Origin of the sequence: Curtobacterium sp. VKM Ac-2884, from assembly GCF_015350945.1 — a bacterium.
Lineage (GTDB): Bacteria > Actinomycetota > Actinomycetes > Actinomycetales > Microbacteriaceae > Curtobacterium.
In genome coordinates this window covers 61,922-88,531 of the sequence record NZ_JADKSA010000006.1, presented here as the reverse complement: position 1 = coordinate 88,531, position 26,610 = coordinate 61,922, and the positions used below count along the sequence as shown (strand labels likewise).

Annotated in this window: 24 protein-coding genes; 16 read left to right on the top strand and 8 right to left on the bottom strand. The window is 72.0% G+C overall.

What is annotated here, in order from left to right; genetic code table 11:
- Positions 1–80: 80 nt before the first annotated feature.
- Positions 81–1,403 (top strand): MFS transporter, encoded by a 1,323-nt coding sequence (locus ITJ60_RS16110; RefSeq protein ID WP_123292432.1) that lies wholly within the window; start codon positions 81–83, stop codon positions 1,401–1,403.
- Between the two features lie 219 nt (positions 1,404–1,622).
- Here ITJ60_RS16110 and ITJ60_RS16105 read toward each other — a convergent pair whose 3' ends face one another.
- Positions 1,623–2,270 carry an NAD(P)-dependent oxidoreductase gene (locus tag ITJ60_RS16105; RefSeq protein ID WP_194648675.1) on the bottom strand — a complete coding sequence of 216 codons (648 nt, stop codon included), beginning with the start codon at positions 2,268–2,270 and terminating at the stop codon, positions 1,623–1,625.
- 112 nt (positions 2,271–2,382) lie between these two features.
- Between ITJ60_RS16105 and ITJ60_RS16100 the strand changes: the two genes are divergently transcribed.
- Complete coding sequence (locus tag ITJ60_RS16100) at positions 2,383–2,745, top strand: winged helix-turn-helix transcriptional regulator (RefSeq protein WP_111086871.1); 363 nt, start codon at positions 2,383–2,385, stop codon at positions 2,743–2,745.
- Positions 2,746–2,909: 164 nt separating this feature from the next.
- Entirely contained in the window at positions 2,910–3,941 is a 1,032-nt protein-coding gene (locus tag ITJ60_RS16095; protein WP_194648674.1) for an NADPH:quinone reductase, read from the top strand.
- Between the two features lie 70 nt (positions 3,942–4,011).
- Here the strand turns inward: ITJ60_RS16095 and ITJ60_RS16090 are convergent, their stop codons facing one another.
- Positions 4,012–4,197, bottom strand: a complete 186-nt coding sequence (locus ITJ60_RS16090) for a hypothetical protein (protein ID WP_148053868.1) — start codon at positions 4,195–4,197, stop codon at positions 4,012–4,014.
- Positions 4,198–4,238: 41 nt separating this feature from the next.
- The gene (locus ITJ60_RS16085; RefSeq protein WP_194648673.1) at positions 4,239–5,048 is read right to left on the bottom strand and encodes a hypothetical protein; all 810 of its coding nucleotides are present in this window, start codon (positions 5,046–5,048) and stop codon (positions 4,239–4,241) included.
- 113 nt (positions 5,049–5,161) lie between these two features.
- On the opposite strand from ITJ60_RS16085, the gene ITJ60_RS16080 reads away from it, so the two are divergent.
- Positions 5,162–6,058, top strand: coding sequence for a patatin-like phospholipase family protein (locus tag ITJ60_RS16080; RefSeq protein ID WP_194648672.1), 897 nt, complete (start codon positions 5,162–5,164; stop codon positions 6,056–6,058).
- Positions 6,055–8,124, top strand: a complete 2,070-nt coding sequence (locus tag ITJ60_RS16075) for an alpha/beta fold hydrolase (RefSeq protein ID WP_194648671.1) — start codon at positions 6,055–6,057, stop codon at positions 8,122–8,124. The genes ITJ60_RS16080 and ITJ60_RS16075 overlap by 4 nt, the downstream gene beginning before the upstream one ends.
- Positions 8,125–8,248: 124 nt before the next feature.
- On the opposite strand, the gene ITJ60_RS16070 is transcribed toward ITJ60_RS16075, so the two are convergent.
- Entirely contained in the window at positions 8,249–9,442 is a 1,194-nt protein-coding gene (locus tag ITJ60_RS16070; protein WP_123672576.1) for an acyl-CoA dehydrogenase family protein, read from the bottom strand.
- 47 nt (positions 9,443–9,489) lie between these two features.
- Here ITJ60_RS16070 and ITJ60_RS16065 point away from each other — a divergent pair, with 47 nt between their 5' ends.
- Positions 9,490–10,098, top strand: a complete 609-nt coding sequence (locus tag ITJ60_RS16065) for a QsdR family transcriptional regulator (protein ID WP_194648670.1) — start codon at positions 9,490–9,492, stop codon at positions 10,096–10,098.
- Positions 10,095–10,538, top strand: coding sequence for an acyl-CoA thioesterase (locus ITJ60_RS16060; protein WP_194648669.1), 444 nt, complete (start codon positions 10,095–10,097; stop codon positions 10,536–10,538). Before ITJ60_RS16065 ends, ITJ60_RS16060 begins: the two co-directional genes overlap by 4 nt.
- Positions 10,539–10,582: 44 nt before the next feature.
- Here ITJ60_RS16060 and ITJ60_RS16055 read toward each other — a convergent pair whose 3' ends face one another.
- From ITJ60_RS16055 to ITJ60_RS16045, 3 genes are all read right to left on the bottom strand, one after another.
- Positions 10,583–10,732 carry a hypothetical protein gene (locus ITJ60_RS16055; RefSeq protein ID WP_194648668.1) on the bottom strand — a complete coding sequence of 50 codons (150 nt, stop codon included), beginning with the start codon at positions 10,730–10,732 and terminating at the stop codon, positions 10,583–10,585.
- Between the two features lie 47 nt (positions 10,733–10,779).
- Complete coding sequence (locus ITJ60_RS16050; RefSeq protein ID WP_194648667.1) at positions 10,780–11,220, bottom strand: VOC family protein; 441 nt, start codon at positions 11,218–11,220, stop codon at positions 10,780–10,782.
- Positions 11,221–11,377: 157 nt separating this feature from the next.
- Positions 11,378–14,848 carry a proline dehydrogenase family protein gene (locus ITJ60_RS16045; protein WP_194648666.1) on the bottom strand — a complete coding sequence of 1,157 codons (3,471 nt, stop codon included), beginning with the start codon at positions 14,846–14,848 and terminating at the stop codon, positions 11,378–11,380.
- A gap of 81 nt (positions 14,849–14,929) precedes the next feature.
- Here ITJ60_RS16045 and ITJ60_RS16040 point away from each other — a divergent pair, with 81 nt between their 5' ends.
- The 6 genes from ITJ60_RS16040 to ITJ60_RS16015 all read left to right on the top strand — a co-directional run bounded on the left by ITJ60_RS16040 (position 14,930) and on the right by ITJ60_RS16015 (position 23,908).
- Complete coding sequence (locus ITJ60_RS16040; RefSeq protein ID WP_194648780.1) at positions 14,930–15,832, top strand: LysR substrate-binding domain-containing protein; 903 nt, start codon at positions 14,930–14,932, stop codon at positions 15,830–15,832.
- 200 nt (positions 15,833–16,032) lie between these two features.
- Positions 16,033–17,877: a cadherin repeat domain-containing protein gene (locus ITJ60_RS16035; protein WP_194648665.1), complete on the top strand. Its 1,845-nt coding sequence runs from the start codon at positions 16,033–16,035 to the stop codon at positions 17,875–17,877.
- A gap of 183 nt (positions 17,878–18,060) precedes the next feature.
- Entirely contained in the window at positions 18,061–19,572 is a 1,512-nt protein-coding gene (locus ITJ60_RS16030; protein WP_194648664.1) for a hypothetical protein, read from the top strand.
- 230 nt (positions 19,573–19,802) lie between these two features.
- Complete coding sequence (locus ITJ60_RS16025; protein ID WP_194648663.1) at positions 19,803–21,245, top strand: hypothetical protein; 1,443 nt, start codon at positions 19,803–19,805, stop codon at positions 21,243–21,245.
- Between the two features lie 205 nt (positions 21,246–21,450).
- Complete coding sequence (locus tag ITJ60_RS16020; protein WP_194648662.1) at positions 21,451–23,082, top strand: putative Ig domain-containing protein; 1,632 nt, start codon at positions 21,451–21,453, stop codon at positions 23,080–23,082.
- A gap of 193 nt (positions 23,083–23,275) precedes the next feature.
- Positions 23,276–23,908 carry an FMN-dependent NADH-azoreductase gene (locus ITJ60_RS16015; protein ID WP_194648661.1) on the top strand — a complete coding sequence of 211 codons (633 nt, stop codon included), beginning with the start codon at positions 23,276–23,278 and terminating at the stop codon, positions 23,906–23,908.
- 2 nt (positions 23,909–23,910) lie between these two features.
- Here the strand turns inward: ITJ60_RS16015 and ITJ60_RS16010 are convergent, their stop codons facing one another.
- Positions 23,911–24,954 (bottom strand): MBL fold metallo-hydrolase, encoded by a 1,044-nt coding sequence (locus ITJ60_RS16010; RefSeq protein ID WP_194648660.1) that lies wholly within the window; start codon positions 24,952–24,954, stop codon positions 23,911–23,913.
- Positions 24,955–25,113: 159 nt separating this feature from the next.
- Here ITJ60_RS16010 and ITJ60_RS16005 point away from each other — a divergent pair, with 159 nt between their 5' ends.
- The 3 genes from ITJ60_RS16005 to ITJ60_RS15995 all read left to right on the top strand — a co-directional run bounded on the left by ITJ60_RS16005 (position 25,114) and on the right by ITJ60_RS15995 (position 26,597).
- On the top strand, positions 25,114–26,157 hold the full coding sequence (locus ITJ60_RS16005; protein WP_194648659.1) for an ATP-dependent DNA ligase: 1,044 nt from the start codon (positions 25,114–25,116) through the stop codon (positions 26,155–26,157).
- 138 nt (positions 26,158–26,295) lie between these two features.
- Positions 26,296–26,457: a hypothetical protein gene (locus tag ITJ60_RS16000; RefSeq protein ID WP_159573681.1), complete on the top strand. Its 162-nt coding sequence runs from the start codon at positions 26,296–26,298 to the stop codon at positions 26,455–26,457.
- On the top strand, positions 26,454–26,597 hold the full coding sequence (locus ITJ60_RS15995; RefSeq protein ID WP_159573682.1) for a hypothetical protein: 144 nt from the start codon (positions 26,454–26,456) through the stop codon (positions 26,595–26,597). Before ITJ60_RS16000 ends, ITJ60_RS15995 begins: the two co-directional genes overlap by 4 nt.
- Positions 26,598–26,610 lie beyond the last annotated feature (13 nt).

Genomic DNA, 26,610 nt, shown 5'->3' with positions numbered 1-26,610 from the left:
ATAGGGGTGTCGAATGGCCCGCGGCCACGTAGTTTCGATGGGGTACCAGATCCGCAACGACGTCCGGAGAACCCCTCACCGTGAGTGCGTCATCGACGACCCTCCCCCCGCCCACCGAACCACTCCCGATCCAGGCCACCCGCCCGCCCTGGCGGCACACCCTCATCGCCCTGTCCGTGCCGAACTTCCGGCTGTTCACGGCCACCAACCTCGTCGCGATGACCGCCGGGTGGATGCAGCGCATCGCCCAGGACTGGCTCGTCCTGCAGCTGACCGGCTCGGTCGCGCAGGTCGGCATCACCGTCGCCTGCCAGTTCGCGCCGATGCTGCTGTTCGGGCTCCTCGGCGGCGTGCTCGTCGACCGGTTCTCGAAGCGCGCGCTGATGATGATCACGCAGGGCGCCTTCGCGGTGCTGTCCGCGCTGCTCGCCGTGCTGACGCTCGCCGGGGTGGTCGAGGCCTGGCACATCTGGGTGATCGCGTTCCTGGTCGGCATGGTGACCGTGATCGACAACCCGGCCCGCCAGGTGTTCGTCACCGAGATCGTCGGGCACCAGCACCTCCGCAACGCGATCAGCGTGAACTCGTCGGTGTTCCAGCTGGGCGGCATGATCGGGCCCGCGCTCTCCGGCGCGCTGCTCGTCGCGGTCGGGGCCGGGTGGTCGTTCGGCGTGAACGCCATCGCCTGCGTCGCCGTCGTCGTGACGCTCGGGTTCCTGAAGGTCTCGGAGCTGCACCGGACGCCCCCGGCACCCCGCGGCAAGGGGCAGCTGATCGAGGGGCTCCGCTACGCCGTGAACAAGCCCACGATCATCGTGCCGGTGATCCTCGTCGCGTTCTTCTCGGTGTTCGCGCTGACGATGCCCGTGCTGCTGTCGGCCTTCGCGTCACAGGTGTACGACGTCGGCGCCGCCGGGTACGGCGTGTTCAACTCGGCCGTGGCGATCGGTGCGCTCGTCGGCGCCCTGCTCTCCACACGTCGGGCGGTCGTGCGGCTCCGGACCATCGTCGGCGGGGTGTTCTGGACCGGGGTGCTGCTCGTGGTCTCCGGCTCCATCCCCGTGATCGCGCCGTTCACCGTGGCGCTCGTCGCCGTCGGGATGTCGCAGCTGCTGTTCCAGACCGCGTCGAACTCGCTCGTGCAGCTGTCGTCGAACGTGGCGATCCGCGGCCGCGTGATGTCGCTCTACGTGCTCGTGCTGCTCGGCGGCCAGGCGATCGGCGGGCCGCTCATGGGCCAGGTCGTCGACCACTTCGGGGCGCACGTCGGGATGATGGTCGCCGGTGGGGTGCCCGCGGCCGCCGCTGCCGTGATCGCGCTCGTCCTCGCCCGCCGAGGTGGCCTGCACCTCGCCGTGCGCATGCGCCACCACGTGCCGCTGCCCGCGATCGTCGCCCACTGAGCCGGGCGGTGGGCGCACCGGCGCGCCGGACGGGAGGCGCGTGGCGGCGTCGCCACGGGCCTCCCGTCCGGCGCGCGCCAAGGCGTTGCGCCCTGTTGCGGGCGTCGCGCCCCGACACACAGGGGCGCAATGCCCGCAACAGGGCGCGGACGCGGTCCCGGACGGACGGGAGGCACGGGGCTGCCCCGCCACGCGCCTCCCGTCCGGTGAGCGGTTGCCTCAGTACGCCACGCCGAAACGCGCCTGGTGGTGCGCCGGGTTCGCGATCTCGTCGACGAAGGCCAGGCCGAAGTCGTCGCCGGAGATGTCCGAGTTGCCCTCGGCGTCGGTCAGCAGGACCTCGTCGGTCGTGCGGTAGGTGCCACGACGCTCGCCCGGGTTGTAGCTGCCGTAACCGGCGGCCGGGCTGACGTAGAACCAGTCGACGTCGGTGTCCGAGGCACGGAGCGCGTCGAGGATCTGCGCGTGGCTCTTCGCCTCGCCCTTGAACGCGTCCGGGAACTCGGCCGAGTCGAACAGGCGCGGTCCACCGTCGGCGACGAGCAGCGAACCGGCGCCGCCGACGATGCCGAGACGCGCACCGGCGCTGGCCGCGGCGTCGACGAAGTGCTGGAACTTGTCCTTGAGCTCACTGCCGTCCGACTGGACCGCGTGCAGTGCGACGACGATGACGTCCGCGTCCTTCGTGACCTCGGCCACGAAGTCGGCGTCGAAGGCATCGCCCTGCGCCAGGGTCAAGCCCTCGGCGGCGTCGAGCTTGCTCGTGTCGCGCGCGACGGCGGTGACGGCGATGCCACGGGAGAGGGCTTCGCGGGTGATGGCGGAGCCGGCGTAGCCGGTGCCTCCGAAGACGACGATGCTGGTCATGCTGTTCCTTTCGTGGGGCTGGTGCTGCTCACCGTACAAGAGTTACTCTCTTTGAGTAAGTAGGCACCTCACGGTGCGTAACGGAGCTCGTTCGCCACGGAGGCCAGGCCAGATGTCAGCACTCGAGTACAGCCCCTACGCGGCGGACTGCCCCAGCCGACAGCTGCTCGACCGCATCGGCGACCGCTGGAGTGTGCTGACGATCGGTACCCTCGCCGACGGGCCGCAACGGTACTCGGCGATCGCGAACCGGGTGCAGGGCGTGTCGCAGAAGATGCTCACGCAGACCCTCCGGGCGCTCGAGCGGGACGGGCTCGTCACCCGCACGGTCTTCCCCGAGATCCCGCCGCACGTCGAGTACGAGCTCACCGATCGCGGGCGGTCGCTCCGCCGGGTGCTCGAGCCGCTCGAGGCGTGGGCGACGTCCCACATGGACGACGTCGCGGTGTCGCGCGTGGAGTACGACGCGCGCTGACCCGCCGGGGGTGGCTGGGCGGGGGCGCGGCGGGGGCGGGGCGCGGGGCGCTTCGTGAGCAGAAATGGTCGGGTCGGCAGCGCACACCCGACCATTTCTGCTCACGAAGTGCCGCCACGCCCACACTCGGAATCCTCGACGGCGGCGAGTGGTTGCCTGGGGACATGCGATCGATCGTCTACACGAAGCCCGGTGACAGCAGCGTCCTCGAACTCGTCGAGCGGAACGTCCCCGAACCCGGCGCCGGCGAGGTCCGCGTCCGCGTCGTCGTCTCCGGCGTGAACCCCACGGACTGGAAGGCCCGGGCGGGCGGCACCTACGGCGACGGCCTGCCCTTCCCCGAGGTCACCCCGAACCAGGACGGCGCCGGTGTCGTCGACGCGGTCGGCCCGGGAGTCGAGGACCTCGCCGTCGGTGACCGCGTGTGGCTCTTCATGGCCGCCGCCTCGCGCCCGACCGGCACCGCACAGGAGTACACCGTCGTGCCGGAGACCCGAGCGGTCCGCCTGCCCGACGAGACGAGCTTCGACATCGGCGCCTCGCTCGGTGTCCCGGCGATGACCGCGCACCGCGCCCTCACGACGCACGAGGACGGCCCCGCGCGCCTCGGCCCCGGTGCGCTCGACGGCGTCACGGTGCTCGTCGCCGGTGGCGCCGGAGCGGTGGGGCACGCGGCGATCCAGCTCGCCCGTTGGGCCGGCGCCACCGTGATCACGACGATCAGCTCGGACGACAAGGCCGCTCTCGCCACCGCGGCGGGTGCCCACCACGTCGTGAACTACCGGCAGGACGACGCCGCCGCTCGCATCCGCGAGATCGCGCCGGACGGCGTCGACATCGTCGTCGAGGTGTCGATCCCCCAGAACGCCGAGCTGGTCGCCGACGTCCTGGCGAACCACGGCGTCGTGTCGATCTACGCGAACAACGGTGGCGACGAGGCCACGTTGCCGATCCGCCCGAACATGAGCGTGAATGCGCGCTACCAGTTCCTGCTGCTCTACACGATCGGCGACGAGGCCCTGGCCGCCGCTGCCGAGGACGTCACCGAGGCGCTGCACGACGGCGTGCTGGCGGTCGGCGCGGACGCGGGTCTGCCGCTCACCCGCTTCGACCTCGCCCACACCGATGCCGCCCACGACGCCGTCGAACACGACACCGTCGGCAAGGTGCTGATCGACGTGCCAGAGGCGCAGTAGCCTCGACGCCCAGACGACGAACGGCTCCCACACACGTGGGAGCCGTTCGTCGTGGACGATGCGGGAAGGGTCAGCGACCCAGGCGCGCGGCGATGGCTGCGGCGACCCGGGACCGGGCTGCTTCGCGCTCGCGCTCGATGTTGGCGGCGATGACGTCGAGGTCTTCGTAGTCGGCGTCGGTGGTGGTGTCGTTCCAGTTGGGCGATGAGATCCGGGCACGCCCGAACGACGGCGGAGCAGGGTTCACGGTCGTCATGAGGGCATCGTACGTCGAGCGTCCGACAGAGCGTGTGAGCATCACGGGCCTTTCCTTGGATTGCGGTCGCGCTCGGGGAACGAGTAGGTCAACGAGAACGCCACGGCCATGAACGACGCCATCATCGCGATGTTCTTGGCGTCGAGTTCGGTGAAGGCGTCGGGGACCGGGGAGTCGACGGTGAGCATGCCGAACGAGTACTGGTCGGACCGGATCACCACCGAGACGTACGACGAGTAGCGCGGTTCGAAACCCGGCAGGTCCTGGTCCACGTCGACGTCGGCCGAGCGGTCGCCGACGATCCGGGGTGATCCCCCGACCAGCACCCACTCGAGGTTGCGGTCGCCGTAGGGCGTGCCCGCGCGGAAGACCCCGGCGGTGTCGCCGGCACCCCCGTGACCGATCGGCTCGAGCGCACGCAGATCGGTGGACAGCTGGTACACGTTGGCGCGGACGTCGGGCACCTTCGGCAGCAGGTAGAACGCCAGGGCCACGGCGACCCGGTCCGCGACGACGGAGAGTTCACCGTGGCGCTCGGAACGGGGCAGTTCGGTGAACCGGACGAGCCGGGTGGCGATCTGGCCGAACGCGTACCGGACCGCCGTCGACTGTTCGAGTTCGGCCCCGGTCGCGTTCTCCTCGGCCACCGCCCGCGCAGCGTCGCTGCGTCGGATCCGGACCACCTGCACCGCCACGGCACCGGCCAGCACGACGAGCCCGAACACGACGAGCGACAGTCGGACCGCCGGGGTGACGAACAGGTTCGGCAGCTGGAACGCCGCAGTGGGCGCGGCCGCCACCACGATCGGCCACCCGACCGTGCCGACCCGTCCTGAACGCTGTTGCCCCATGACCACGACGCTAGGTCACGCCACCGACGCACACGGAGTTGTCCACAGGTCGGTTCTCCACAGGATGTGTCGGCCTCCAACAGCCCGTCGCGCGCAGCTGGTAAGCAAGACCCATGACCGATGCCAGCACGCCCGTTCCCGGATCCAGAGCCCTCGTCCTGGGCGGCGGAGGTGTCGCCGGCATCGCCTGGGAGGTCGGTGTCCTCACCGCCCTGCAGGACGCCGGCGTCGACCTCGACGCCGCAGACCTGGTCGTCGGCACGAGCGCCGGCAGCGTCGTCGGCGTCTTCGTCCGGAACTGCGCGGTGCAGCAGGCGTACGACCAGCAGCACACCCCCGCACCGACGACCTACGTCGAGCCGCCGGCCATCGACACCGACGCCGTCCAGCAGCGCATCGGTGCCGCGCTCGAGGGGGCGACCGGCGAGCAGGACGCCCGCGCCCGCCTCGGCCTCGCCGCCCAGCAGGTCACCGACGGACAGTCCGACGACGAGCGCGTGGCGACCTTCACCGAGACCCTGCCGTCCACCGACTGGCCGGCGAAGCCGCTCGCGATCACCGCGGTCGACGCCACCGACGGCACGTTCCGACTGCTGACCGCGGCCGACGGTGTCCCGCTCCCCCGCGCGGTCGCCGCGAGCTGCTCCGTGCCCTTCGTGTGGTCGCCCGTCGGCATCGAGGGCCGACCGTACGTCGACGGCGGGGTCCGCTCCGGCACGAACGCCGATGCCGCGGCCGGGCACGAGCGTGTCCTCGTCATCGCCTGCGGTCCTGAGGGTCCGTCCCCGGTCGGCCCGTGGCTCGACGTCGCGGTCGAGTCGCTCCGCGCCGGCGGCAGCTCGGTCGAGGTCGTCGTGGCGGACAGTGCCGCGCAGGAAGCCTTCGGCACGAACTCCCTCTCGCTGGCCACCCAGGCCCCCTCGGCCGAAGCCGGCCGCGCCCAGGGCACGGCGGTCGCCGAGCAGATCGCCGCCTTCTGGGCCGACGACCTGGTGAGCGTGGTCGCATGACGACGCCGTTCTCCGACCTCGACCAGTACATCGCGCTCCCCCGGGTCGACGGGATCGCGATCAGCCCCGACGGTGAGCGCGTCGCCCTGACGGTCAGTGCGCTCGACCCGGACCGCACCGGGTACCGCCGCTCGATCTGGCAGGTGCCCAGCGCCGCGGCCGGCAGCGCCGCGGCCAGCAGCGCTGCAACCGGTATCGCGGTCCGCCTCACCCGTTCCGCCAAGGGCGAGGGCGGCATCGCCTTCACCCGCACCGGCGACCTGCTATTCGTCTCCGCCCGCCCCGACGCCGACGCCACCGACGTCGAGGCCGCTCAGCTCTGGGTCCTGCCTGCGGCCGGTGGTGAGGCCCGCCCCCTCACGCGGCTCACCGGCGGGGTCGGCGGCGTCCTCGCGACCGCTGCGGCCGCGGACACCGTCGCGCTCACCGCCGACCTGCTGCCCAGCGCCGGTTCCGACCCGACCAGCGTGCTCGACGCCGACGCCGAGCTCCGCAAGGCCCGCACGGACAAGAAGGTCCGCGCGATCCTGCACGAGACGTACCCGGTCCGGTACTGGGACCACGACCTCGGCCCCGACCAGACGCACGTCCTCACGCTCGACCTGGCCGAAGCCCTGGCCGAAGACCACGCCGGGCACTCGGCTGGGCTCCCCCACCTCACGGACCGGACGCCGGCTCCGGGCCGGTCGCTGGACCACGTCGCCGGGGCACTCACGCCCGACGGTTCCGTCCTGTTGGCAGCCGTGGGAGTCCGGGAGGCCCGTGGGGACCGCTCGACGCTCGTCACGATCGACTGCACCAGCGGCCACCGCACGGTGCTGTTCGACGACGCCGACGTCGACCACGAGATGCCCACCCTGAGCCACGACGGCCGCACGATCGCCTGGGTCCGGACGGTGCGCTCCACCCCCGCCGGTGCGCACCAGCAAGAGGTCTGGACCGCCGGCATCGACGGGTCGGACCCGCGCCGCATCGCCACCGAGTGGGACCGCTGGCCGAGCGAGCTCGTGTTCGAGCACGGCGACCGCGCACTGCTCGCCGTGGCCGACCAGGACGGCCGGGCACCCGTGTTCCGCATCCCGCTCGACGGCGCAGCCGTCGAACAGCTGACCCACGACGACTGGGCGTACTCGAGCCTGCGCGTGGCGGAGGCGAGCGGCGCGGTCGTGGCGCTCCGGGCCTCCTGGGCGGCACCACTGCACCCCGTGCGGATCGCGACGGACGGGGTGGTGACCCCGCTCGCGACGCCCGCGCCCCTGCCCGAGGTCCCCGCGCATCTGGAAGAGGTCGAGACGACCGCGGCCGACGGCGCGCGCGTGCGCGGCTGGCTGGTCGTGCCGGAGGGTGACGGGCCGCACCCGCTGCTGCTCTGGATCCACGGCGGGCCGCTCAACTCGTGGAACCAGTGGTCGTGGCGGTGGAACCCGATGCTCCTGGCGGCGCGCGGGTACGCGGTGCTGCTACCAGACCCGGCGCTGTCGACCGGCTACGGACTCGACTTCGTGAACCGTGGGTGGAACGCGTGGGGTCAGGCGCCGTACACCGACCTGCTGGCGATCACGGACGTGGTCGAGGCCCGAGCGGACATCGACGAGACCCGCACGGCGGCGATGGGCGGCTCGTTCGGCGGTTACATGGCGAACTGGGTCGCCGGGCACACCGACCGGTTCCGCGCGATCGTCACGCACGCGAGCCTGTGGGCGCTCGACCAGTTCAACGGCACGACGGACGCGTCGCAGTACTGGTCGTCGATCTTCGACGCCGCCGGCGTCGAGGCCAACGACCCGCACCGGTTCGTGGCCGACATCACGACACCGATGCTCGTGGTCCACGGCGACAAGGACTACCGGGTGCCGATCGGCGAGGGGCTGCGACTGTGGTCCGAACTCGCCGAGCACCATGCGGCCGACGACGGCACGATGCCGCACCGGTTCCTGTACTTCCCGGACGAGAACCACTGGGTGCTCTCGCCACAGCACGCTGTGGTCTGGTACGAGACGGTGTTCGCGTTCCTCGGGCAGCACGTGCTGGGCCAGGAATGGAAGCGGCCGGAGGTGCTCGGGTAGCGCGGGCGTGGCGGTCGACCCGGAACGACACGATCGACGTCGCACGACATCGAGAACGTCGTTCCGGGTCGGATCCACCCGACCGACCCGACCGACCCGACCCGGCCCGGCCCGACCCGGCCCGCTACACGAACGCGGCCTGCCCGGTGATCGCACGACCGACGATCAGCGTGTTCACCTCACGCGTGCCCTCGTACGAGTAGATCGCCTCGGCGTCCGCGAAGAACCGGGCGACACCCTTGTCGAGCACGATGCCGTTGCCGCCCTGCACCTCGCGGCACCAGCCGACGGTCTCGCGCATCTTCGCGGTCGCGAACGCCTTGGCCAGTGCGGAGTGCTCGTCGCCACCGACACCGGCGTCCTGCATGGCCGAGGCCTGCGTGCAGAGCGCGATCGAGGCCGTGATGTTCGACAGCGACTTCACGAGCAGGTCCTGCACGAGCTGGTGCGACGCGATCGGCTTGCCGAACTGGATCCGCTCGCGGGCGTACGCGAGCGCTGCTTCGTAGGCACCGACCGCGATGCCGACGGCCTGCCAGGCCACCTCGGTGCGGGTCAGGCGGAGCACCTCGGCCGTCGACCGGAACGAGTCGGCGCGCTGGAGCCGACGCGATTCCGGCACCCGCACCCCCTGCATGACGATGTCGGCGTTCTGCACCCCGCGCAGCGCGATCTTGTCCTCGATCTTGGTGGCGGTGAAGCCGGGGGTGTCCGTGGTGACCAGGAAGCCCTTCACCTGCTCGTCGGCGACGTCCTTCGCCCAGATGACCACGACGTCGGCGAAGGTGGCGTTGCCGATCCAGCGCTTCTCACCGTCGAGCACCCACGTGTCGCCGTCGCGGCGGGCAGTGGTGCGCAGGCCACGGGCGGAGTCGCTGCCGGACAGCGGTTCGGTCAGGCCGAACGCCCCGATGAGCTCGCCGGCCGCCATGCGCGGCAGCCACTCGCGCTGCTGTTCCTCACTGCCGGCGACGGCAATCGAGTTCATCGCCAGACCCGACTGCACGCCGATGAACGTCGCGACGCTGGCGTCGACGCGTCCGAGCTCGAGCGCCGCCCACCCGCGGTACACGGCCGAGTTCTCGAACTGGCGCACGAGCGGGATCCCCGGCCCGTACATCCCGAGCTCGGCGAGCGGGGCGATCACCTGCATCGGGAACTCGGCACGTGCCCAGTACCCGTCGGCGATGGGCGCGACCTCGCGCTCGAGGTACTCGCGCAGTCGCCCGATCGACGCGCGCTCCGGCTCGGTCAGCTGCTGTTGGAAGCCGTAGAAGTCCGATTCGAGGAGGCCCGTCGTGGGCGTCAGCGTTGACATAGCACCTACGATGCATCATTCTCGAAAACGTTGCAAGGGAGGGTCGCGTGTACACATCGGATTCTGCGCTGCGCGCCTTCCGGGAGGCTCGCCACACCTTCATCGACGGCGCACGGATCGACATGGGCGCGTTGGCTGCCGCACTCGGCGTGGACCGCACGTCACTGTTCCGGTGGGTGGGCAACCGTGACCGGTTGCTCTCCGAGATCCTGTGGTCCCTCGCAGTCCCGACGCTCGACCGGGCGTCCCGCGATGCCGACACGATCGGGTCCTCCGGAGCGGCGCGCATCGTCGACGTGCTCGACCGGTTCACCGCCGACCTCATCGACGCCACCTACTTCCGCGCGTTCCTGACCCGCGAACCCGCGCGGGCGATGCGCCTGCTGACCACCTCGGACAGCGACGTCCAGAGCCGGTTCGTCGAGCGGGTCACCGCGCTCGTGGTCGAGGAGCAGTCGTCCGGCGAGTTCGATCCGGCCCCGCTGTCCGCCGAGGAGCTCGCCCGGCTGCTCGTCCGGATCTCAGAGTCGTTCACCTACGCTGAGTTCATCTCCGGTGAGGCCCCCGACCCCGACCGGGCACGCGCCGCGTTCGAGTACGTGCTGCGCCCCGCCGCCGATCACGCCACACCCGCACCTCCGATCGGAGACCGATGACCATCGACGAGTACCCGTTCCGCCGCCTCTACCCCACGCGCTGGAACGACAACGACATGTTCGGGCACGTCAACAACACGATCTACTACTCGGCGATGGACAACGCGTCGACGTACTGGTTCCGCGAGGAAGCGGGCCTGGACCCGTTCACGTCGGAGTGGATCGCAGTGCTGGTGTCGTCGAGCTGCCGCTTCGTCGAGTCCGCCGTGTGGCCGGACGTCATCGAGGTCGGGATGCGGTCCAAGCACCTCGGCAACACGAGCCTGTCGTGGGAGTTCGGCCTGTTCCGGCAGTCCGACGGCGCCCTGCTCGCCACCGGCGAGTTCGCGCACGTCATCATCGACCGCGAGGGTGCACGCCGACCGATCCCCCTGCCGGAGTCGCTGCGCGCGCTCGTGAACGGCACGATGGTCGCCCAGGAGCCCGCCGTCGCCGACTGATCCCGCGCGCCGTCGCCCGCCGTCGTCCCGCAACCGAGAACAGGTCAGGGGCGGTAGTCGTCGCGACGGGGCTGGTTCAGCCGCGCAGCGAGATCGTCGCCCGCGGGCTTCGCGCCGTTCAGGGTCCCGAGCACCTTCGCCACGGTCGACACCACGAAGCCGATCCCCCGGCCCACGGCTTGCATGATGCGCATGACGTCCCCTCTCGTCGCTTCATGCTAGCCCGCGGGCCGAGGACCGCTCAGGACTTGAGGGCAGCGAGCTCGAGGTTGATGTCGTCGGGGTCCTGCACGGACAGGATCACCATGCCGGCGTCGCCGAGGTCGGTCACCTCGCCGTGCTCGACCCCCGCGGCATCGAGACGTGCGGCCGCCTGGTGCAGCTCGTCGACCGACCCCACGACGAAGCTCACGTGGTCGAGTCCCACCGTGTCCGGGTCGAACGTCTGCCCCGCCGGAGCGACCGGGCGGAGACCGAAGACCTGGTCGCCGAGCCGGAACACGGAGCCGCCGTAGAAGCGCTCACGATCCTCGCGCACCCCGGGCTCGTCGACCTGGTCGCTGAAGTCGATCGCCGGGTCGGTGCCGAACAGCTGCTGGTAGAACGCCTTGCTGCGGTGGATGTCGGTCACGGTGACGCGGACGTGGGCGAGGGCTGTCGGGCGTGCGAACGGTTCGGTCATGGTGGAGCTCCTCCGGGTTCGACCCGACGCAGGGCCGTCGGGTGCGCGCCGTGGTTGCGACGCGCACCCGAGGCAACCCCTGCCGCCTCGGTGCAGCCCGACAGCGTGCGGCGACCGGACAGCGGCGCTGGACCCGAACGCCAGCGCCGCGGTCCGGTCAGATGAGGTCGTCGGTCAGGTGGTTCGGCGTGCCGAAGCGGTGCGCCGTGATCGAGACCGCCTGCTCGCGGACGAACGGCAGGATTTCGAGCCGACCGGCCTCCGTCACCGGGCCGCCGTACACCGCGACGTCAGGACGCCCGCCGATCGCCGAGGACAGCGCCGAGGTGTCGCCGCCGATGAGCCGGACCCGGGTCGACGGGCCCGCCGCGATCGACGACGCGAAGGCTTCGTCGGAGACCGACTGCGACACGGAGCGCACGTTTTGCAACGATCGGATCGCGGAGGCGACGGACGAGGGCAGCCCGGCTGCCGTCGACACCTCGATCGTGGTGCCGGCCCGGAGCGCAGCCGCGACGACGCGCACGAGCTCGACCACCGAGGCGTCAGCGTCAGCGTCGGCAACCGCAGCGAGCCGCACGTGAACAGACGGGAACGGCAGGTACCGCGCGATGTTCCGCTCGGCGCTGAGAGCCGAGACGTCGGTCGCGGTGCCGAACAGCGTCGACCAGGCCTGCTCGTCGGACGCCAGCGACCGGTCGAGCACCTCCGAGATCACCCCGGCCGCACGGACGAAGGCGCTGACCGGAGCGGAAGGAACGGACGCAGCAGTCGACAGAGCAGGCGCCCACGACCCCAGCCCGAGCAGGTAGTTCAGCCCGCCGGCCTTCGTGCCCGCGCCGACGGCCGACTTCTTCCAGCCACCGAACGGCTGCCGACGGACGATGGCGCCCGTGATGCCGCGGTTGACGTAGAGGTTGCCCGCCTGGATCCGCCCGAGCCAGGTGCCGATCTCGGCCGGGTCGAGCGAGTGCAGGCCCGAGGTCAGGCCGTAGTCGACCTCGTTGACGATGTCGATCGCTTCGTCGAGGGTGTCGGCGGTCATCATGCCGAGGATCGGGCCGAAGTACTCGGTGCGGTGGAACTCCGAGCCGCGGCGGACGCCCTGGCGGACGCCGGGGGTCCAGAGCTTGCCGGTCTCGTCGAGCCGCTTCGGCTCGACGGCCCAGGACTCCCCCGCGCCGAGCGTCGTCAGGCCGGCGAGCAGCTTGCCGGAGGCCGGTTCGATGATCGGGCCCATCTGGGTGGTGGGGTCGGTCGGGGAGCCGACGGTGAGCGAGGACACGGCGTCGAGGAGCTGGTTGCGGAAGCGCTTCGACTTCGCGACCGAGCCGACCATGACCACGAGCGACGCGGCCGAGCACTTCTGGCCGGCGTGCCCGAAGGCCGAGGCGACGACGTCCTTCACCGCGAGGTCGAGGTCCGACGACGGGGTGACGATCACGGCGTTCTTGCCCGAGGTCTCGGCGAGCAGCGGCAGGTCCGGGCGGAACGAGCGGAACAGCTCGGCGGTCTCGTAGGCACCGGTGAGGATCACCTGGTCGACCATCGGCGAGGCGATGAGCTGCTGGCCGAGCTCGTTCTCGGACACCTGCAGGAACGCGAGCACGTCGGCCGGGGCCCCGTGGGCGTCGAGCGCGGTCTCGATGATGGACGCGAGGACGGCCCCGGAGCGCTCGGCGGGCGGCGCAGGCTTGAGGACGACGGCGGACCCGGCAGCGAGTGCGGCCAGGGTCGAGCCGGCGGGGATCGCGACCGGGAAGTTCCACGGCGGCGCGACGAGGGTGAGCGTGGCCGGTGTGAACGTCGCACCGTCGAGGTCGTCGAGCTGGGACGCGAGCGAGCCGTAGAAGTGCGCGAAGTCGATCGCCTCGGACACCTCGGGGTCGGCCTGGTCGATGGTCTTGCCCGTCTCCGCGGCCATGACCTCGATGAGTGCTGCGCGGTTCGCCTCGAGCGCGTCGCCGACGGCGTGCAGCACGGCGCCACGAGCGGCACCGGACCAGGTCCCCCAGACCGCACCGGCGGCCTGGACGCGAGCGAGCGCCGAGTCGAGCGACGCGGCGGAGTCGACCCGGGCCTCCTGGACGGCGCGGACGCCGAGCGTCGACGACGCGATCCGGTCCGTGATGGCCGAACCCCACTGGCGCACCGACGCGACCGACGGGTCGCTGTCCGGCGTGTTCTCGAACCGGCCGGGCCCTGGGCGTCCGACGGCCGCGTAGCGGTCGGCGACGCGGTGGGACGCGGGAGCGGCGAGGCCCTCGGGTGTGGCGAGCGGCACGAGCGAGGCGCGGAAGCGCTCTTCCTCGCGGGCGAAGAGCGGCGGCGACGACACGAGCGAGAAGACCGCTGACATGAAGTTGTCCTGCGAGGCGCCCTCTTCGAGGCGACGGATCAGGTACGCGATCGCGACGTCGAACTCCCCCGGGTGCACGACCGGCGTGTAGAGCAGGAGGGAACCGACCGTGTTCTTCACTGCCGACGCCTGGCCCTGCGCCATGCCGAGCAGCATCTCGAACTCGATGCCGTCCCGAACGCCTCGTTCGCCGGCGAGCAGCCAGGCGTGCGCGACGTCGAACAGGTTGTGCCCGGCGACACCGACGCGGACGTTCTCGACGCGCGACGGGGTGAGCGCCCAGTCGAGCACCCGCTTGTAGTTGGTGTCGGAGTCCTGCTTGGTGTGCCAGGTGGCGAGCGGCCAGCCGTGCACCGAGGCCTCGACCTGCTCCATCGGCAGGTTCGCGCCCTTGACCAGGCGGACCTTGATGCCGGCACCACCGCGGGCGCGGCGGGCAGCGGACCACTCCTGCAGCTGCTCCATCGCGGCGAGCGCGTCGGGCAGGTACGCCTGCAGGACGATGCCGGCTTCGAGCCCGAGGAACGCCGGCTCGTCGAGGAGCTTGGTGAAGACCGCGATCGTCAGGTCGAGGTCCTTGTACTCCTCCATGTCGAGGTTGATGAACTTCGCCGGGGTCGAGGCCGCGGCGCGCTCGAACAGCGGGCGGAGCTGCTCGACGATGTCGTCGACGGCGTGGTCGAACGCCCACGGCGAGTGCGGGTGCACGGTCGACGAGACCTTGATCGACACGTAGTCGACGTCGTCGCGCGCCAGGAGCTCGTGCGTGCCCTCGAGCCGGCGTGCGGCCTCGCGCTCGCCCAGCACGGCCTCGCCGAGCAGGTTCACGTTGAGCCGGACGCCGTCCCGCTTGATCTTGGCGATGGCGGGCCCGAGCTTCGAGTCGGTCGCGTCGACGATGAGGTGGCCGACCATGCCCCGGAGCACCCGGCGGGCGATGGGCACGACGACGGTCGGCAGGGCCGGGGCCATGCCGCCACCGAGGCGCACGAGTCCGCGCATCGCTGCGGGCAGGAACCCGGGGGCTGCAGGTGCGATCTGCCGGAGCTTGCGGGCGGCGACGGCCAGGTCTTCCGGGCGGACGACGCCGTCCACGAAGCCGACCGCGAAGTCCAGACCGGCGGGGTCGGCGAGCACCCCGGCGAGCTGCTTGGCGGAGCCGTCGACCGGGAACGACTCGGCCTCGGCCAGCCACTGTCGGACGAGTGCGACGGACTGGTCCGCCAAGGCGTCGTGGTCGGTGGCGGGGTGCTCGTGCAGGGTCGTCATGGGTTCAGTGTGGAGCGCCCGACTCATCAGCGGAAGCAACGGTTCGTGATGGGTACCCGTAAGTTCCGCTACCGTGAGCACGTGCTCGATGTCCGCCGTCTCGTCCTGCTCCGTGAGCTCTCCATCCGGGGCACGATCGCCGCGGTCGCCGAGGCCGTGAACTTCACCCCGTCGGCCGTCTCGCAGCAGCTCAGCACCCTGGAGCGCGAGGCCGGCGTGCCCTTGCTCAGGAAGGCCGGCCGGCGCCTGCAGCTCACCCCGCAGGCCGAGGTCCTGGTGCAGGCGGCCGGGCACGTGCTGGACGTCCTCGAGCTGGCGCAGTCGCAGGTCGAGGAGACCATGCCGACCGTGCAGGGGCGGATCCGTGTCGCGGTGTTCCAGTCCGCGGCCCTCGCCCTCATGCCGAACGCCCTGCACGCCATGGCGACCGAGCACCCGGACGTCCGCATCGAGATGGTGCAGCGGGAACCGGAGACGGCCCTGCACGAGACGTGGGCCCGGGACTTCGACGTGGTCATCGCGGAGCAGTACCCCGCGCACGCGGCTCCGCACCTTCCCGGGCTCGACCGGTCGGATCTGACCACCGACGCGGTCCGGCTCGCACTGCCCCCGGTGGACACCGCGCTCGTACCGGTGTCGTCGATCGAGGACGCAGGCGCGCTGCCCTGGGTGATGGAGCCCCGCGGGACCGCGTCGCGGCACTTCGCCGAGCAGGTCTGCCGACGCTGGGGCTTCGAGCCCGACGTCCGCTACGAGACCGCCGACCTGCAGACGCAGATCCGGCTCGTGGAGTCCGGGAACGCCGTCAGCCTGATGCCCGACCTCATGTGGACGGGTCGGACGACCACCTGCCGTCTGCTCGAGCTGCCCGAGCAGCCCCGGCGGACCATCTTCACCGTCGTGCGAACGGCCGGTGCGTCCTCGCCCGCGGTCCGCGCATTGCGCGCGGCCCTCGAGCGCGCGGCCGCGGTGGTCGGAGACTGAACGAGCGCGTCCTCCGTGGACAGCCGCGGGACGGGCGGCCTGGAGGCCCGGTGCGGGTCCGCCTCGGCGGTCGCGCCGGTCTCGGTGCAGGTCGTGACCAATCCGTGACCGAATGATCGTCAGGTCTGCTCCCGTCGGGACATTCCCTGAGTGGAGGACGCTGATCCGGCGTCCAGTCCTGGTATCCGAGGGGGATCCCCGTGAAGCAGTCCGCACCACCCGCAGTCCGACGCACCGCAGCCGTCGGCGCCACCGTCGCACTCGTCGCCGTCTCGATGATGGGCGTCGGCGCGACCACCGCCGTCGCCGACACCGCCGACGCGTCGACGTCCGTCACCACCGGCACCGGCACCGGCACCGGCACCGACACCGACCAGGCGACGCCGGCAACAACGGCACCGACGCCCGAGACCGCGACCGCGACCCCGACTCCGATCCCCGAGGCAACGGCGACCGACGCCCCTGCCGACACCACTCCGACCGCGTCCCCCAGTCCGACGCCGGCCCCGGCCCCGGCAGCGGCCCCGGCAGCGGACGCTCCCGCTGACGATGCCGTCACGTGGCCGACGCCGTCGAGCCGCGAGAAGCCGATCGAGTTCACGACGACCGCCGGCGAAGCGTTCTCGCAGCAGTTCGTGGCGCAGGGCGGCGACCGGGCGCTCGAGTACGGCTTCGCCCCCATCGGCGACTGGGACCAGTACGAGAAGGAGTTCCGCTGGGACGACTCCGGGCTCCTCCGCGGCACCCCGACGACGCCGGGGGTCTACGAGTTCAGCGTCCTCGCGACCGACCAACGACACACCGACACGCAGTGGATCCGGATCACCGTCGAGCCCGCCGCGGCGGTCACCCTGGCCACGTCCGTGACCTCGACGGCCGATGGCTTCGCCCCGGCGTGGGAGGTCACCGAAGACGCGGTCCGACCGTGGAGCCACGGGGACCTCGGTGAGGCCGTGTCCGCCATCCCCGCGAAGCCCGGCCAGTCCCTGTGGCTCGCATCCGCACTGCTCGACCGCTACGGCAATCCCCAGGACGGCCCCGAGATGTCGTCCGCCACCGAGCTGACCAGCAGTGCTCCGGGTGACGTCCTCTCCTTCGACGACGTCACGAACCGCTGGAAGGCCACCTTCTCCGACGTCGGGCGCCACGAGCTGACGGTGCGGGCCGAGGGGCTCTCGCTGTCGATCCCGGTCGACGTCGCCGACACCCCGCTCGCGTTCACCGAGAAGTCCTCCTCCGACGCGCCGCTCGACCTGACGGCGACGTCCGGCACCACGTTGAGCCACCGGTTCACGGTGCAGGGCGCGACCGGCCCGGTCGAGTACTCGCTCGCCGGCGCCGACGGCGGTGCGGTCATCGGGGACGGCGACTTCTTCCGCTCCGAGTTCACGATCGATCCCAGCACCGGGGTCCTCGCCGGCACGCCGCGCCTCGCGACGGCGTACGACTTCGAGGTGATCGCACGCAGTGGGTCCGAGACCGCGACGGCGCACGTCACCCTGACGGTCGAGCCAGGCGCCCCGGTCGGCGTCCTGGCCTCGGTCTACTCCGGCGCTGAGGGCCCGGAGTGGGAGGTCGCACCCGACGGAACGGTCACCGAGTACACGATCGACGCTGCGGGGTCGGTGCAGACGAAGTCGGTCGACAGCGTGCCGGCGGACCAGGGCATCCCGTTGTTCGTGAAGGCCGTCGCCGTCGACGCCGACGGCAACCGCACGACGACCCCGGGCAGCCCGCACCCCGTCGTGACGAGCGATGTGGCCACCGACCGGATCACCTGGGTCGCGGAGGCAGAGTCCAGCCAGGTCGACTTCCCGCACGCGTCGATCCACACGCTGACCGTGTCCGACGGCGGGGTCGCGACCTCGTTCCGCGTCGATGTCCGAGCGCACGCCGACGCCGTCGGGACCTCGACGACCCGTCCGGCGTCCGGCACGCTCGCCTACACCGGCGCCGACGAGACCGGCCCCCTCGCGTGGGCAATCGGTCTCCTCGCCGCCGGCGGCGGCCTGCTGGTCCACCGCCTGCGCCGCCGTCGCGCCTGACCCGACGTCCGACGTCCGACGCGAACGGGCCGCCCCCACTCCGGGTGCGGCCCGTTCCGCGTCGTGAGCGTCCGTCGACCGTGACCAGCTCGTGACCTCGTCCCGCGTCAGGATCGGTCGCCTCGCGACAATCCTGAGTGAGGGCGCCGATCGGCAGCCCGTCCAGCATCCGAGGGGGATCTCGTGAACCAGCCCTGCACGTCCACCACCCGACGCGTTGCCGTCATCGGCGCCGCGGTCGCGATCGTCGCCGCGTCGTCGGCCTTCGGCATCGGCGGGACGACCGCCGTCGCCGCCGAGGAACCGACGACGAGCGGCACGACGACCGCCGTCGCCGCCGCAGAACCGACGACGAGCACCGCGACACCCGCGGCGCCCGCCGCGACCGACGGCCCCGCCCCGACCGACGCACCCGACGGGCAGCCGGGAGGCACGACGCCCGATCCGACGCCGGCTCCCGCCGACGAGTCGGAGACCCCACGGCCTGCCGCTTCCGCACCCGCACCCGCCGCCACCGACGACGGCAGCGACCTCGCCTTCACCGAGCCGTCCACGCAGGACGCCCCGCTCGCGCTCACCGCCACCGCGGGAACGCCGTTCTCGCACACCTTCGCGACCACCGGCGGCAACGGGACGGTGGGCTACGCCATCCAGGACGCGCCGTCGAAGGACTACAGCGTCAACGTGGAGACCGGCGTCCTGAGCGGCACCCCGAAGCAGGCCGGCACGTTCGACTTCGAGGTCGTCGCGCTCAGCGGCTCGACCCAGATCACCGAGTACGTCGAACTGACCGTCTCCCCCGGCGACCCTGTCGGAGTGACGTTCGGCGTCGACATCCCGGACTCCGACGTGAGCTGGCAGGTCGACGCCGACGGGACGATCCGGGAGTACACGCCGGGTGGCACCGGTGAGACCGTGGTGTCGGAGGTCCCCGCCACCGTCGGCTCCTCGATGACCCTCGCGGGGCTGGCCGTCGACGCGCTGGGCAACCGCACCACCCCGGGCGACGAGTACCCGCGGTCGACCGTCACGAGCACCACCGCGTCCGACGGCGTGGTCTGGGACCCGAAGTGGTCGGCGAACACGGTGACGTTCTCGGAGCCGGGTACCCGCACGCTGACGGTGTCCGAGGGCGGCGTCTCGACCTCGTTCACGGTCCGCGTCTCCGAGGCCCCCGCTCCCGTCGCCGGCATCGCCGTCGGGGTGCTCCCCGCGGACGAGACGTCCGGGGACCGGTGGGGCGTCGAGGGCGACGTGATCACCTACTACCCGGCGGACGGCGACGCGCAGCGGGTCGACGCGATCCCGGCCCGACAGGGTGACCGGGTGCAGATCCGCGCCCTGGCCGTGGACGCCGACGGGCAGCCGGTCGGTGACCACACCGACCTCACCTTCACGAGCGACGTGGCCAGCGACCGCATCGAGTACGACCCCGAGGCTGCGGCCACGTGGGTGACCTTCGAGCACGCGTCGCCGCACACGGTCACCGTGGCGTCCGGGGACGTGACGAGCACCATCCGCTTCGAGGTGCAGCCGACGGCGACGACCACGGTCACGACCACCCACACGCCGACCGCATCGGGCACCCTCGCGTACACCGGCGCCGACGAGGCCGGCCCGCTCGCGTGGGCCCTCGGCCTCCTGGCATCGGGCGCCGGCCTGCTCGTCTGGCGCCTCCGTCGCCGACTCGGCTGAGGCACGTCACGGCGACCGCCTGACGGACCGGAGGCGCGGGGCACGACCGCCCCGCGCCTCCCGTCCGTCGTCGCGTGATCCTGTGAGAAACCCCAGATGAGAGCGGGTAGTACCGAGATGAAACCGTGATCTCCGGCGGGGCTCGGAACGGGTCCGCGAACCGTAATGTCAGCACTGACGAGCGCACGATCACCGGGCGCTCGCGACCCGGACTCCCAAGGGGGGGAACCATGCACCAGTCCACCAAGCCGCCCGTCCGCCGCGCGGCGACGATCGGCATCGTCGTGGCGGCGACCGCCATCGGCTCGGTCATCGGCGTCGGCACGTCCGCGACGGCGGCGACGCCGACGGAACCGACGAGCACCACGGCCACTGCGACGCCGAGCGCCGACCCGACGGCGGAGGCGCCGACACCCAGCGCCAGCCCGACACCCAGCGCCACCCCGACGCCCAGCGCCACCCCGACGCCCAGCGCCACCCCGACGCCCAGCGCCACCCCGACGCCCAGCGCCAGCCCGACGCAAAGCGCCGGCCCCGCCGCGAAGGCCTCGGACAGCGCCACCCCGGCGGCAGCACCGGGTGACGGCAGCGACCTCGCGTTCACCGAGCCGTCGACCCAGGCCGCCCCGCTCGCACTCACCGCGACGGTCGGCACGCCGTTCAGCCACACCTTCACCACCACGGGCGGCGACGGCACCGTCGCGTACGCCATCCAGGACGCTCCGTCGGCGGACTACACGGTGAACGTCGAGACCGGCGTGCTGAGCGGCACGCCGACGACCGCCGGCACGTTCGACTTCGAGGTCGTGGCCCTCAGCGGCTCGACACAGGTGACCGAGTACGTCCGCCTGACCGTCTCGCCGTCGCCGGTCGTCTTCACCGAGCCGTCGACGAAGGCGAAGCCGCTCGCCCTCACCGCCACCGCCGGCGCGACGTTCACGCACACGTTCCGCACCACGGGCGGCACGGGTTCGCTGGCGTACGCGATCCAGGACGCGCCCTCGTCCGACCTGACCGTCAACGTCGAGACCGGGGTGCTCACCAGCACGGTGACCACCGCGGGCACGTACGACTTCGAGGTCGTCGCGCTCCGCGGCACCGCGACCGCCACGGAGTACGTGCGCCTGACCGTCCTGCCGGCGGCACCCGTCGGGGTCCTCGCGATCGTCGACACCGGCACGCCCGGCGCAACCGTCTGGTCGGTCGCCCCCGGTGGCGTCATCAGCGCGTTCTCCGGCGGTGGCGAGCCCCTCGGCACCGTCGCGTCGATCCCCGTCCAGCAGGGCGGCTCGCTGGTGGTGTCCGGCCTCGCCGTCGACCGGTTCGGCAACCCGACCGCACCGGCTTCCGTGAGCACCGGGTTCGGCGCGACCGTGACGAGCTCGGTCGCATCGGACCAGGTCGCAGCCGATCCCCGCGGCGACGCCTCGAAGGTGACGTTCCCGCACGCTTCGGACCACCGTCTCACCATCACCCAGGGTGGCGCCTCGACCACGTTCGTCGTCGCCGTCCGACCCGTCGCCACGGCCGCTGTGGCGACCACGACGAGCGGCACCGGCAGCACCCTCGCCTACACCGGCGCCGACGAGACCACGCCGTTGGCCTGGGCCCTCGGCCTGCTGGCCGCCGGCGGCGGCCTGCTGGTCCACCGCCTGCGTCGCCGTCGCGCCTGAGACGCGACCGACGATCGGACGGGAGGCCCGGTGCCAGCTGGTACCGGGCCTCCCGTCCGTCGTGCGGGAACCCCCAACCGTGGTCACATTCCGATCAAGACGGTCGTGTCCGCGCGCGCTTACCAATACGATCCGAGCAAGCCGAGGATTCTCGGCGGATTCTTATGTTCCGGCACCCGACCGGACTGAACCCCTGGGGGAAGAAGTGCGCCGTAGCACCTCCACCGTCCGACGCGCGTGCGCCGTCGGCACCACCGTCGCGCTGATCGGTCTCACGACCGGTCTGGGCGTCATGACCGCCACCGCCGCCACCGCCGCCGAGCCGGCCCCGGCCGTCTCCGCCCCGGCGACGACCGGCGCCGCTGACGGCACCACGCCGAGCGACTCCGCGACGGACGGCACGGGCACGCCCGCGGCCGACACCGGTGCGACCGACGGCACCCCTGCCGCCGGCGACACGACCGGTGACACCACCGGCGACGACGGCGCTCCGGCGGGCGACGGGACGAGCACCACCGCCCCGACCGCTCCGGCCGTCGAGCCCTCCGCGCCCGAGACCACGGCTCCGGCCGTCGAGACCCCGGCACCGACCGCGACGCCGACCCCGGACGTCACCACGAAGGCCGTCGACGCGACCGTCACCATCGACGGTGCAGCGAAGGTCGGCACGCTCCTGAGCGCCGTCGTCACCGGCTTCGACGAGGACTCCACGTACAAGTACGTCTGGGCCGACCAGGACCGCAACGTCCTGTCGAAGACCGCGACGTACCGCATCGACCCCACCGACGTGCGCAAGACGATCACCGTCACGGTGACCGGCACCCTGCCCGACGCGACCGAGACGACCTCGGTGGCCTCCGCGGCGACCGCGCCCGTCACCCAGGACCCCGCGTTCCTCGGCACCGACGGCAAGCCGACCACGGCCGGCGCCGACGCCGACCACCCGCTCGAACTGAGCACCGCCGCCGGCGACGCGTTCTCGCACACGTTCCGCGCGCAGGGTTCACCCGAGCCGACGTACAAGCTCGACTGGTTCTCGCAGGACGATGCGGAGTACGCCGAGGAGTACCCCGAGGAGGAGACCACCCCCGCGGACCAGCTCCCCGAGGGCCTGACCTTCGACGCGTCGACCGGTGAGCTCAGCGGCACCACGACCGACGCCTGGGACTGGGACTTCGCCGTCACCGCGACGAGCGGCACCGTCTCGGTCACGCAGTACGTCTCGCTCACCGTCGAGGCCGGCGCGCCGGTCGGGGTCCTGGTGTTCACGACCGACCGCGCGGGCCTGTTCACCGACGACGAGACCGAAGACCGGACGACCTGGATCGTCGAGCCCGACGGCACCGTGCTCACCATCACCGAGGACGACTTCGCCGTCGGCGGTCACCCGACCATCAAGCAGGGCGGGACGCTCGTCGTCCAGGGCGGTCTCGTCGACCGCTGGGGCAACACGATCGGCGGGCTCGACGAGGACGCTCCGGCGGTCGCACCGACCGTCACGTCGGACGTCGCCAGTGACGTCATCACGCCGGACCCCGACTTCGGCGACTTCGGTTTCGTGAACGTCACGTTCCCGCACGCGTCGGTCCACAACCTGTCCGTCACGCTCGGGTCCTTCAGCACCTCGTTCGCCGTCGATGTCCAGCCGACCGCCGCCACCGTCGTCACCCCGACGACCCCGGTCGCGGCGGCCCCGGTCACCCCGACGAACCGTGGCCAGCTCGCCTACACGGGTTCGGACGCCACCGGCGCCCTGCCCTGGGCCCTCGGCCTGCTCGTCGCCGGTGCCGGCCTCATCGGCGCCCGCACCCTGCGCCGTCGCCGCGCACAGCGCTGACGGACGACCAGCGCTGACGTACGACCAGCGCTGACGGACGACCAGCGCTGACGTACGACCGGCGCTGACGGTCCCCGTCGTCTCCCGTCCGTCGCGTGCCCGCGTGACGGACGGGAGGCCCGGCCCGGCCCCGCCTGACCCCGCACCGGGGCGGCGGGGCCGTTTCCGTCCCACCGTCGGTAGCGTGGGCACCATGCCCACGCTGCTGCACATCGACTCCTCGGCCGACCTGTCCCACTCCCGTTCGCGCGCGCTGACCGCCGCGTTCGCCGACGCCTGGCGCGCCCGCGGTCCGGAGTACACGGTGGTCCGCCGCGACCTGCACGTCGACCAGCTCCCCCACCTCGAGACCTCGGCGCTGCACTGGGCGGCAGCGGACCGCACCGCGGACGAGACCGTCGCTCCCGAGGCCGAGGCCCTGCGCCAGGAGGTCATCGACGAACTCCTCGCCGCCGACGTCGTGGTCGTGGGGTCGCCGCTGTACAACTACACGGTGCCGTCGACGCTCAAGGCCTGGATCGACCGCATCCACGTCCCCGGGGTCCTGGCGGGCGACGTGCAGCCCCTGGCCGGCCGTCCGGTGGTCACCGTGGTCAGCCGTGGCGCGACCTACGACGCCGGCACCCCGACCGAGGACTGGGACCACGGCTCGCCGGTCCTGCACCTCATCCTCGGCACGGCCCTCGGCATGAAGCTCTACCCGATCACCGTCAGCGCGACGCTCGCCGACCGGCTGCCCGACCTCGCCCCGCTCGCCGAGCACGCGTCTGCCGAGCTCGCCGACGCGATGACGACGATCGAGCGCCTCGCCACCACGCTCGGCTGAGGTCAGGCGGGACGGACCTCGCCGGACCGGCCGAGCAGCTCCGCGTGGAACGCCGTCTGCGTCAGTGCACTCGCGAGCAGGAACCCGGTCATCGATTCGATCCCGCCACTGAACGGCACGCGTGCGGCGACCTCGAACAGCGTGGGCCCGTCGAGCAGGTCGAGCGCCTCGGCGACGTGCCGCGACCGCTCCTCGCGGTGTCGGGCCAGCGTCTGCGCGCGGGCGACGACGTCGGCGAACCGGTACTCGTGGCCCGGGCAGACCTCGAGTCCGGCGTGCACGTCGAGTCGGCCGAGCGACGCCAGGTAGTCGCCGAGCGGGTTCGTGGCGGTCCGACCGCCGAGGCCGATCCCGGAGTTGATCCGCGGCAGCACGTGGTCGCCGGTGAACAGCAGCCCGTCCGCCTGGTCCACGAAGCACACGTGCCCGGCGGTGTGCCCGGGCGTCCAGAGGGTCCGGATGGTGCGCCCGGGGATCGGGAGGACATCGCCCTCGGCGAGCAGCAGGTCGGCGTACGGCGCCTCGCTCCGCCCGAGCCCGATCCGTCGCCCGCTCCCCCAGGCCGCGACGACCCCGTCGTGCAGGTGCTGCGGCAGGCCCCATGTGGCGATGTCGGCGTCGTTCTGCGCCGCGTCGGTACGCTCACGCTCCAGCGCGTCGACCTCGAGCCCGTGCATCGCGACCCGCGCACCGGTCGCTCGGCGGATCGCGGCGGCGGCACCGAGGTGGTCGGCGTGCAGGTGCGTCACGGCGACGAGGGACACGTCGTCGAGCGACCGGCCGATCGCCGACAGTGCGGCGCGGACCTCGTCGAGCCCGCCGTCGGCCGACCACCCCGGGTCGATCAGCGCGAGCGATCCGTCCGACCCCTCGACGACGTAGACCAGGGTCGCGTCGGGCACCCCGAACCGGAACGGCACCGCGAAGGTCCAGATGCCCGGCCGGACCTGTTCGACGGGCGGCAGGACGCCGTCGCGGAGCGCGGCGGCCTGCACGGGGCTGATCGGTTCCGGAGTCGGCGCTGCCGACGGGGGCACGGTCGTCACCCGCACCACAGTACTGACGAGAGCCGACCTGCCCCGGGTGATCCGGGCCTCCCGGCCGCACTCGGTGAGCAGAAGACGTCGGGTCGTCGCGTCGGACCCGACCATTCCTGCTCACGAAGCGCGCAGCGCCGCCCACCGCAGCCCGAGTAGACACGACGCATGGAGATCGCACCGATGCTGGCCAAGGCCGTCGCCGAGGTCCCGGAACCCGACAGCGTGACCGGCGGCCTGCAGTACGAACCGAAGTGGGACGGCTTCCGCGGCATCGTGACGATCGACGGCGACGACGTCGAGATCGGCAGCCGCGGGGCGAAGCCGCTCACGCGCTACTTCCCCGAACTCGTCGAGGCCTTCCGCGCGCAGTTCGGCGGCCGCGACCACCCGGTGGTGCTCGACGGCGAGGTGATCCTGCGCTCGGGCGAGCCCGGAGCCGAACGCCTCGACTGGGAGGCACTGTCCCAGCGCATCCACCCGGCGGCCTCGCGGATCGCGAAGCTCAGCGCCGAGACGCCCGCGCAGTTCGTCGCGTTCGACCTGCTCGCAGCGGACGGCGACGAGCTGGTCGACCTGCCGTTCGACGAGCGCCGCGAGCGGCTGGAGCATCTCGCCACCGACATGTCCGAACCACTGTTCGTCACGCGCACCACGCTCGACGTCGACCAGGCCCGCGAGTGGCTCACCACCTTCGAGGGCGCCGGACTCGACGGTGTCGTCGCCAAGCGCCGGGCCAAGCCGTACGAGCCGGGCAAGCGGACGATGCTCAAGATCAAGCACCACCGGACGGCCGACGTCGTCGCGATCGGGTACCGCGTCCACAAGAGCGGCTCGGGCGTCGGGTCGCTGCTCGTCGGCCTGTACGGCGACGACGGTGAGCTCCGCCAGGTCGGCGGCGTGTCCGCCTTCTCCGACAAGCGCCGGCTCGCGCTGGTCGACGAGCTCGAGCCCGTCGTGCTCCGCGATGCGGACGGGAGGCCCGTCACCGGTGACGGGGAACGCTCGCGGTTCTCGTCGGGTCGCGACACGTCGTTCGTCCGGCTGGCGCCGGAGGTCGTGCTCGAGGTCCGCTACGACCAGATGGAGGGCGACCGGTTCCGGCACACCGTGCAGTTCGAACGGTGGCGTCCGGACCGCGACGCGGAGTCGTGCGGTTTCGACCAGCTCGAGGTGCCGTCGGCGTACGACCTGCGGGATGTCCTGTCCTGACACGTGGTTGTCCGTTTTTCGTCGTCTTGCCGGTGATCGCAGGAAAGTAGTTAGCCGAACTAGCGAAACGCTGCCACGATGGAGACCAGCAGCACGAGGCACCCATCCCGGGAGCCCCAGGACCGAAAGCGGATCGACATGAGCACCAGCACGCTTGTCCGCCACTCGCAGCGGAACCCCTTCACCGAGGTACGCGAGGCACGCCGCCAGCGCACCCTGCAGCTCAGTGCGGTCATCAGCGCCATCGCCGGCGTGACCGCCACCGCGCTCGCACTCGTCACGATCGGCCTGGGCTCGTGATCGTCGACGGCATCAGCGACGCGCACCGCGGCACCTGGTCGCGCCTGACCCGCCTGCACACGGCGAGCGTCGGACTGCCGATGCAGACATCGCGCGTCGACGACCCCGACCGCTCGACGGACACGCTGCCCGCCGTCTGACGGTCCGCGCTGG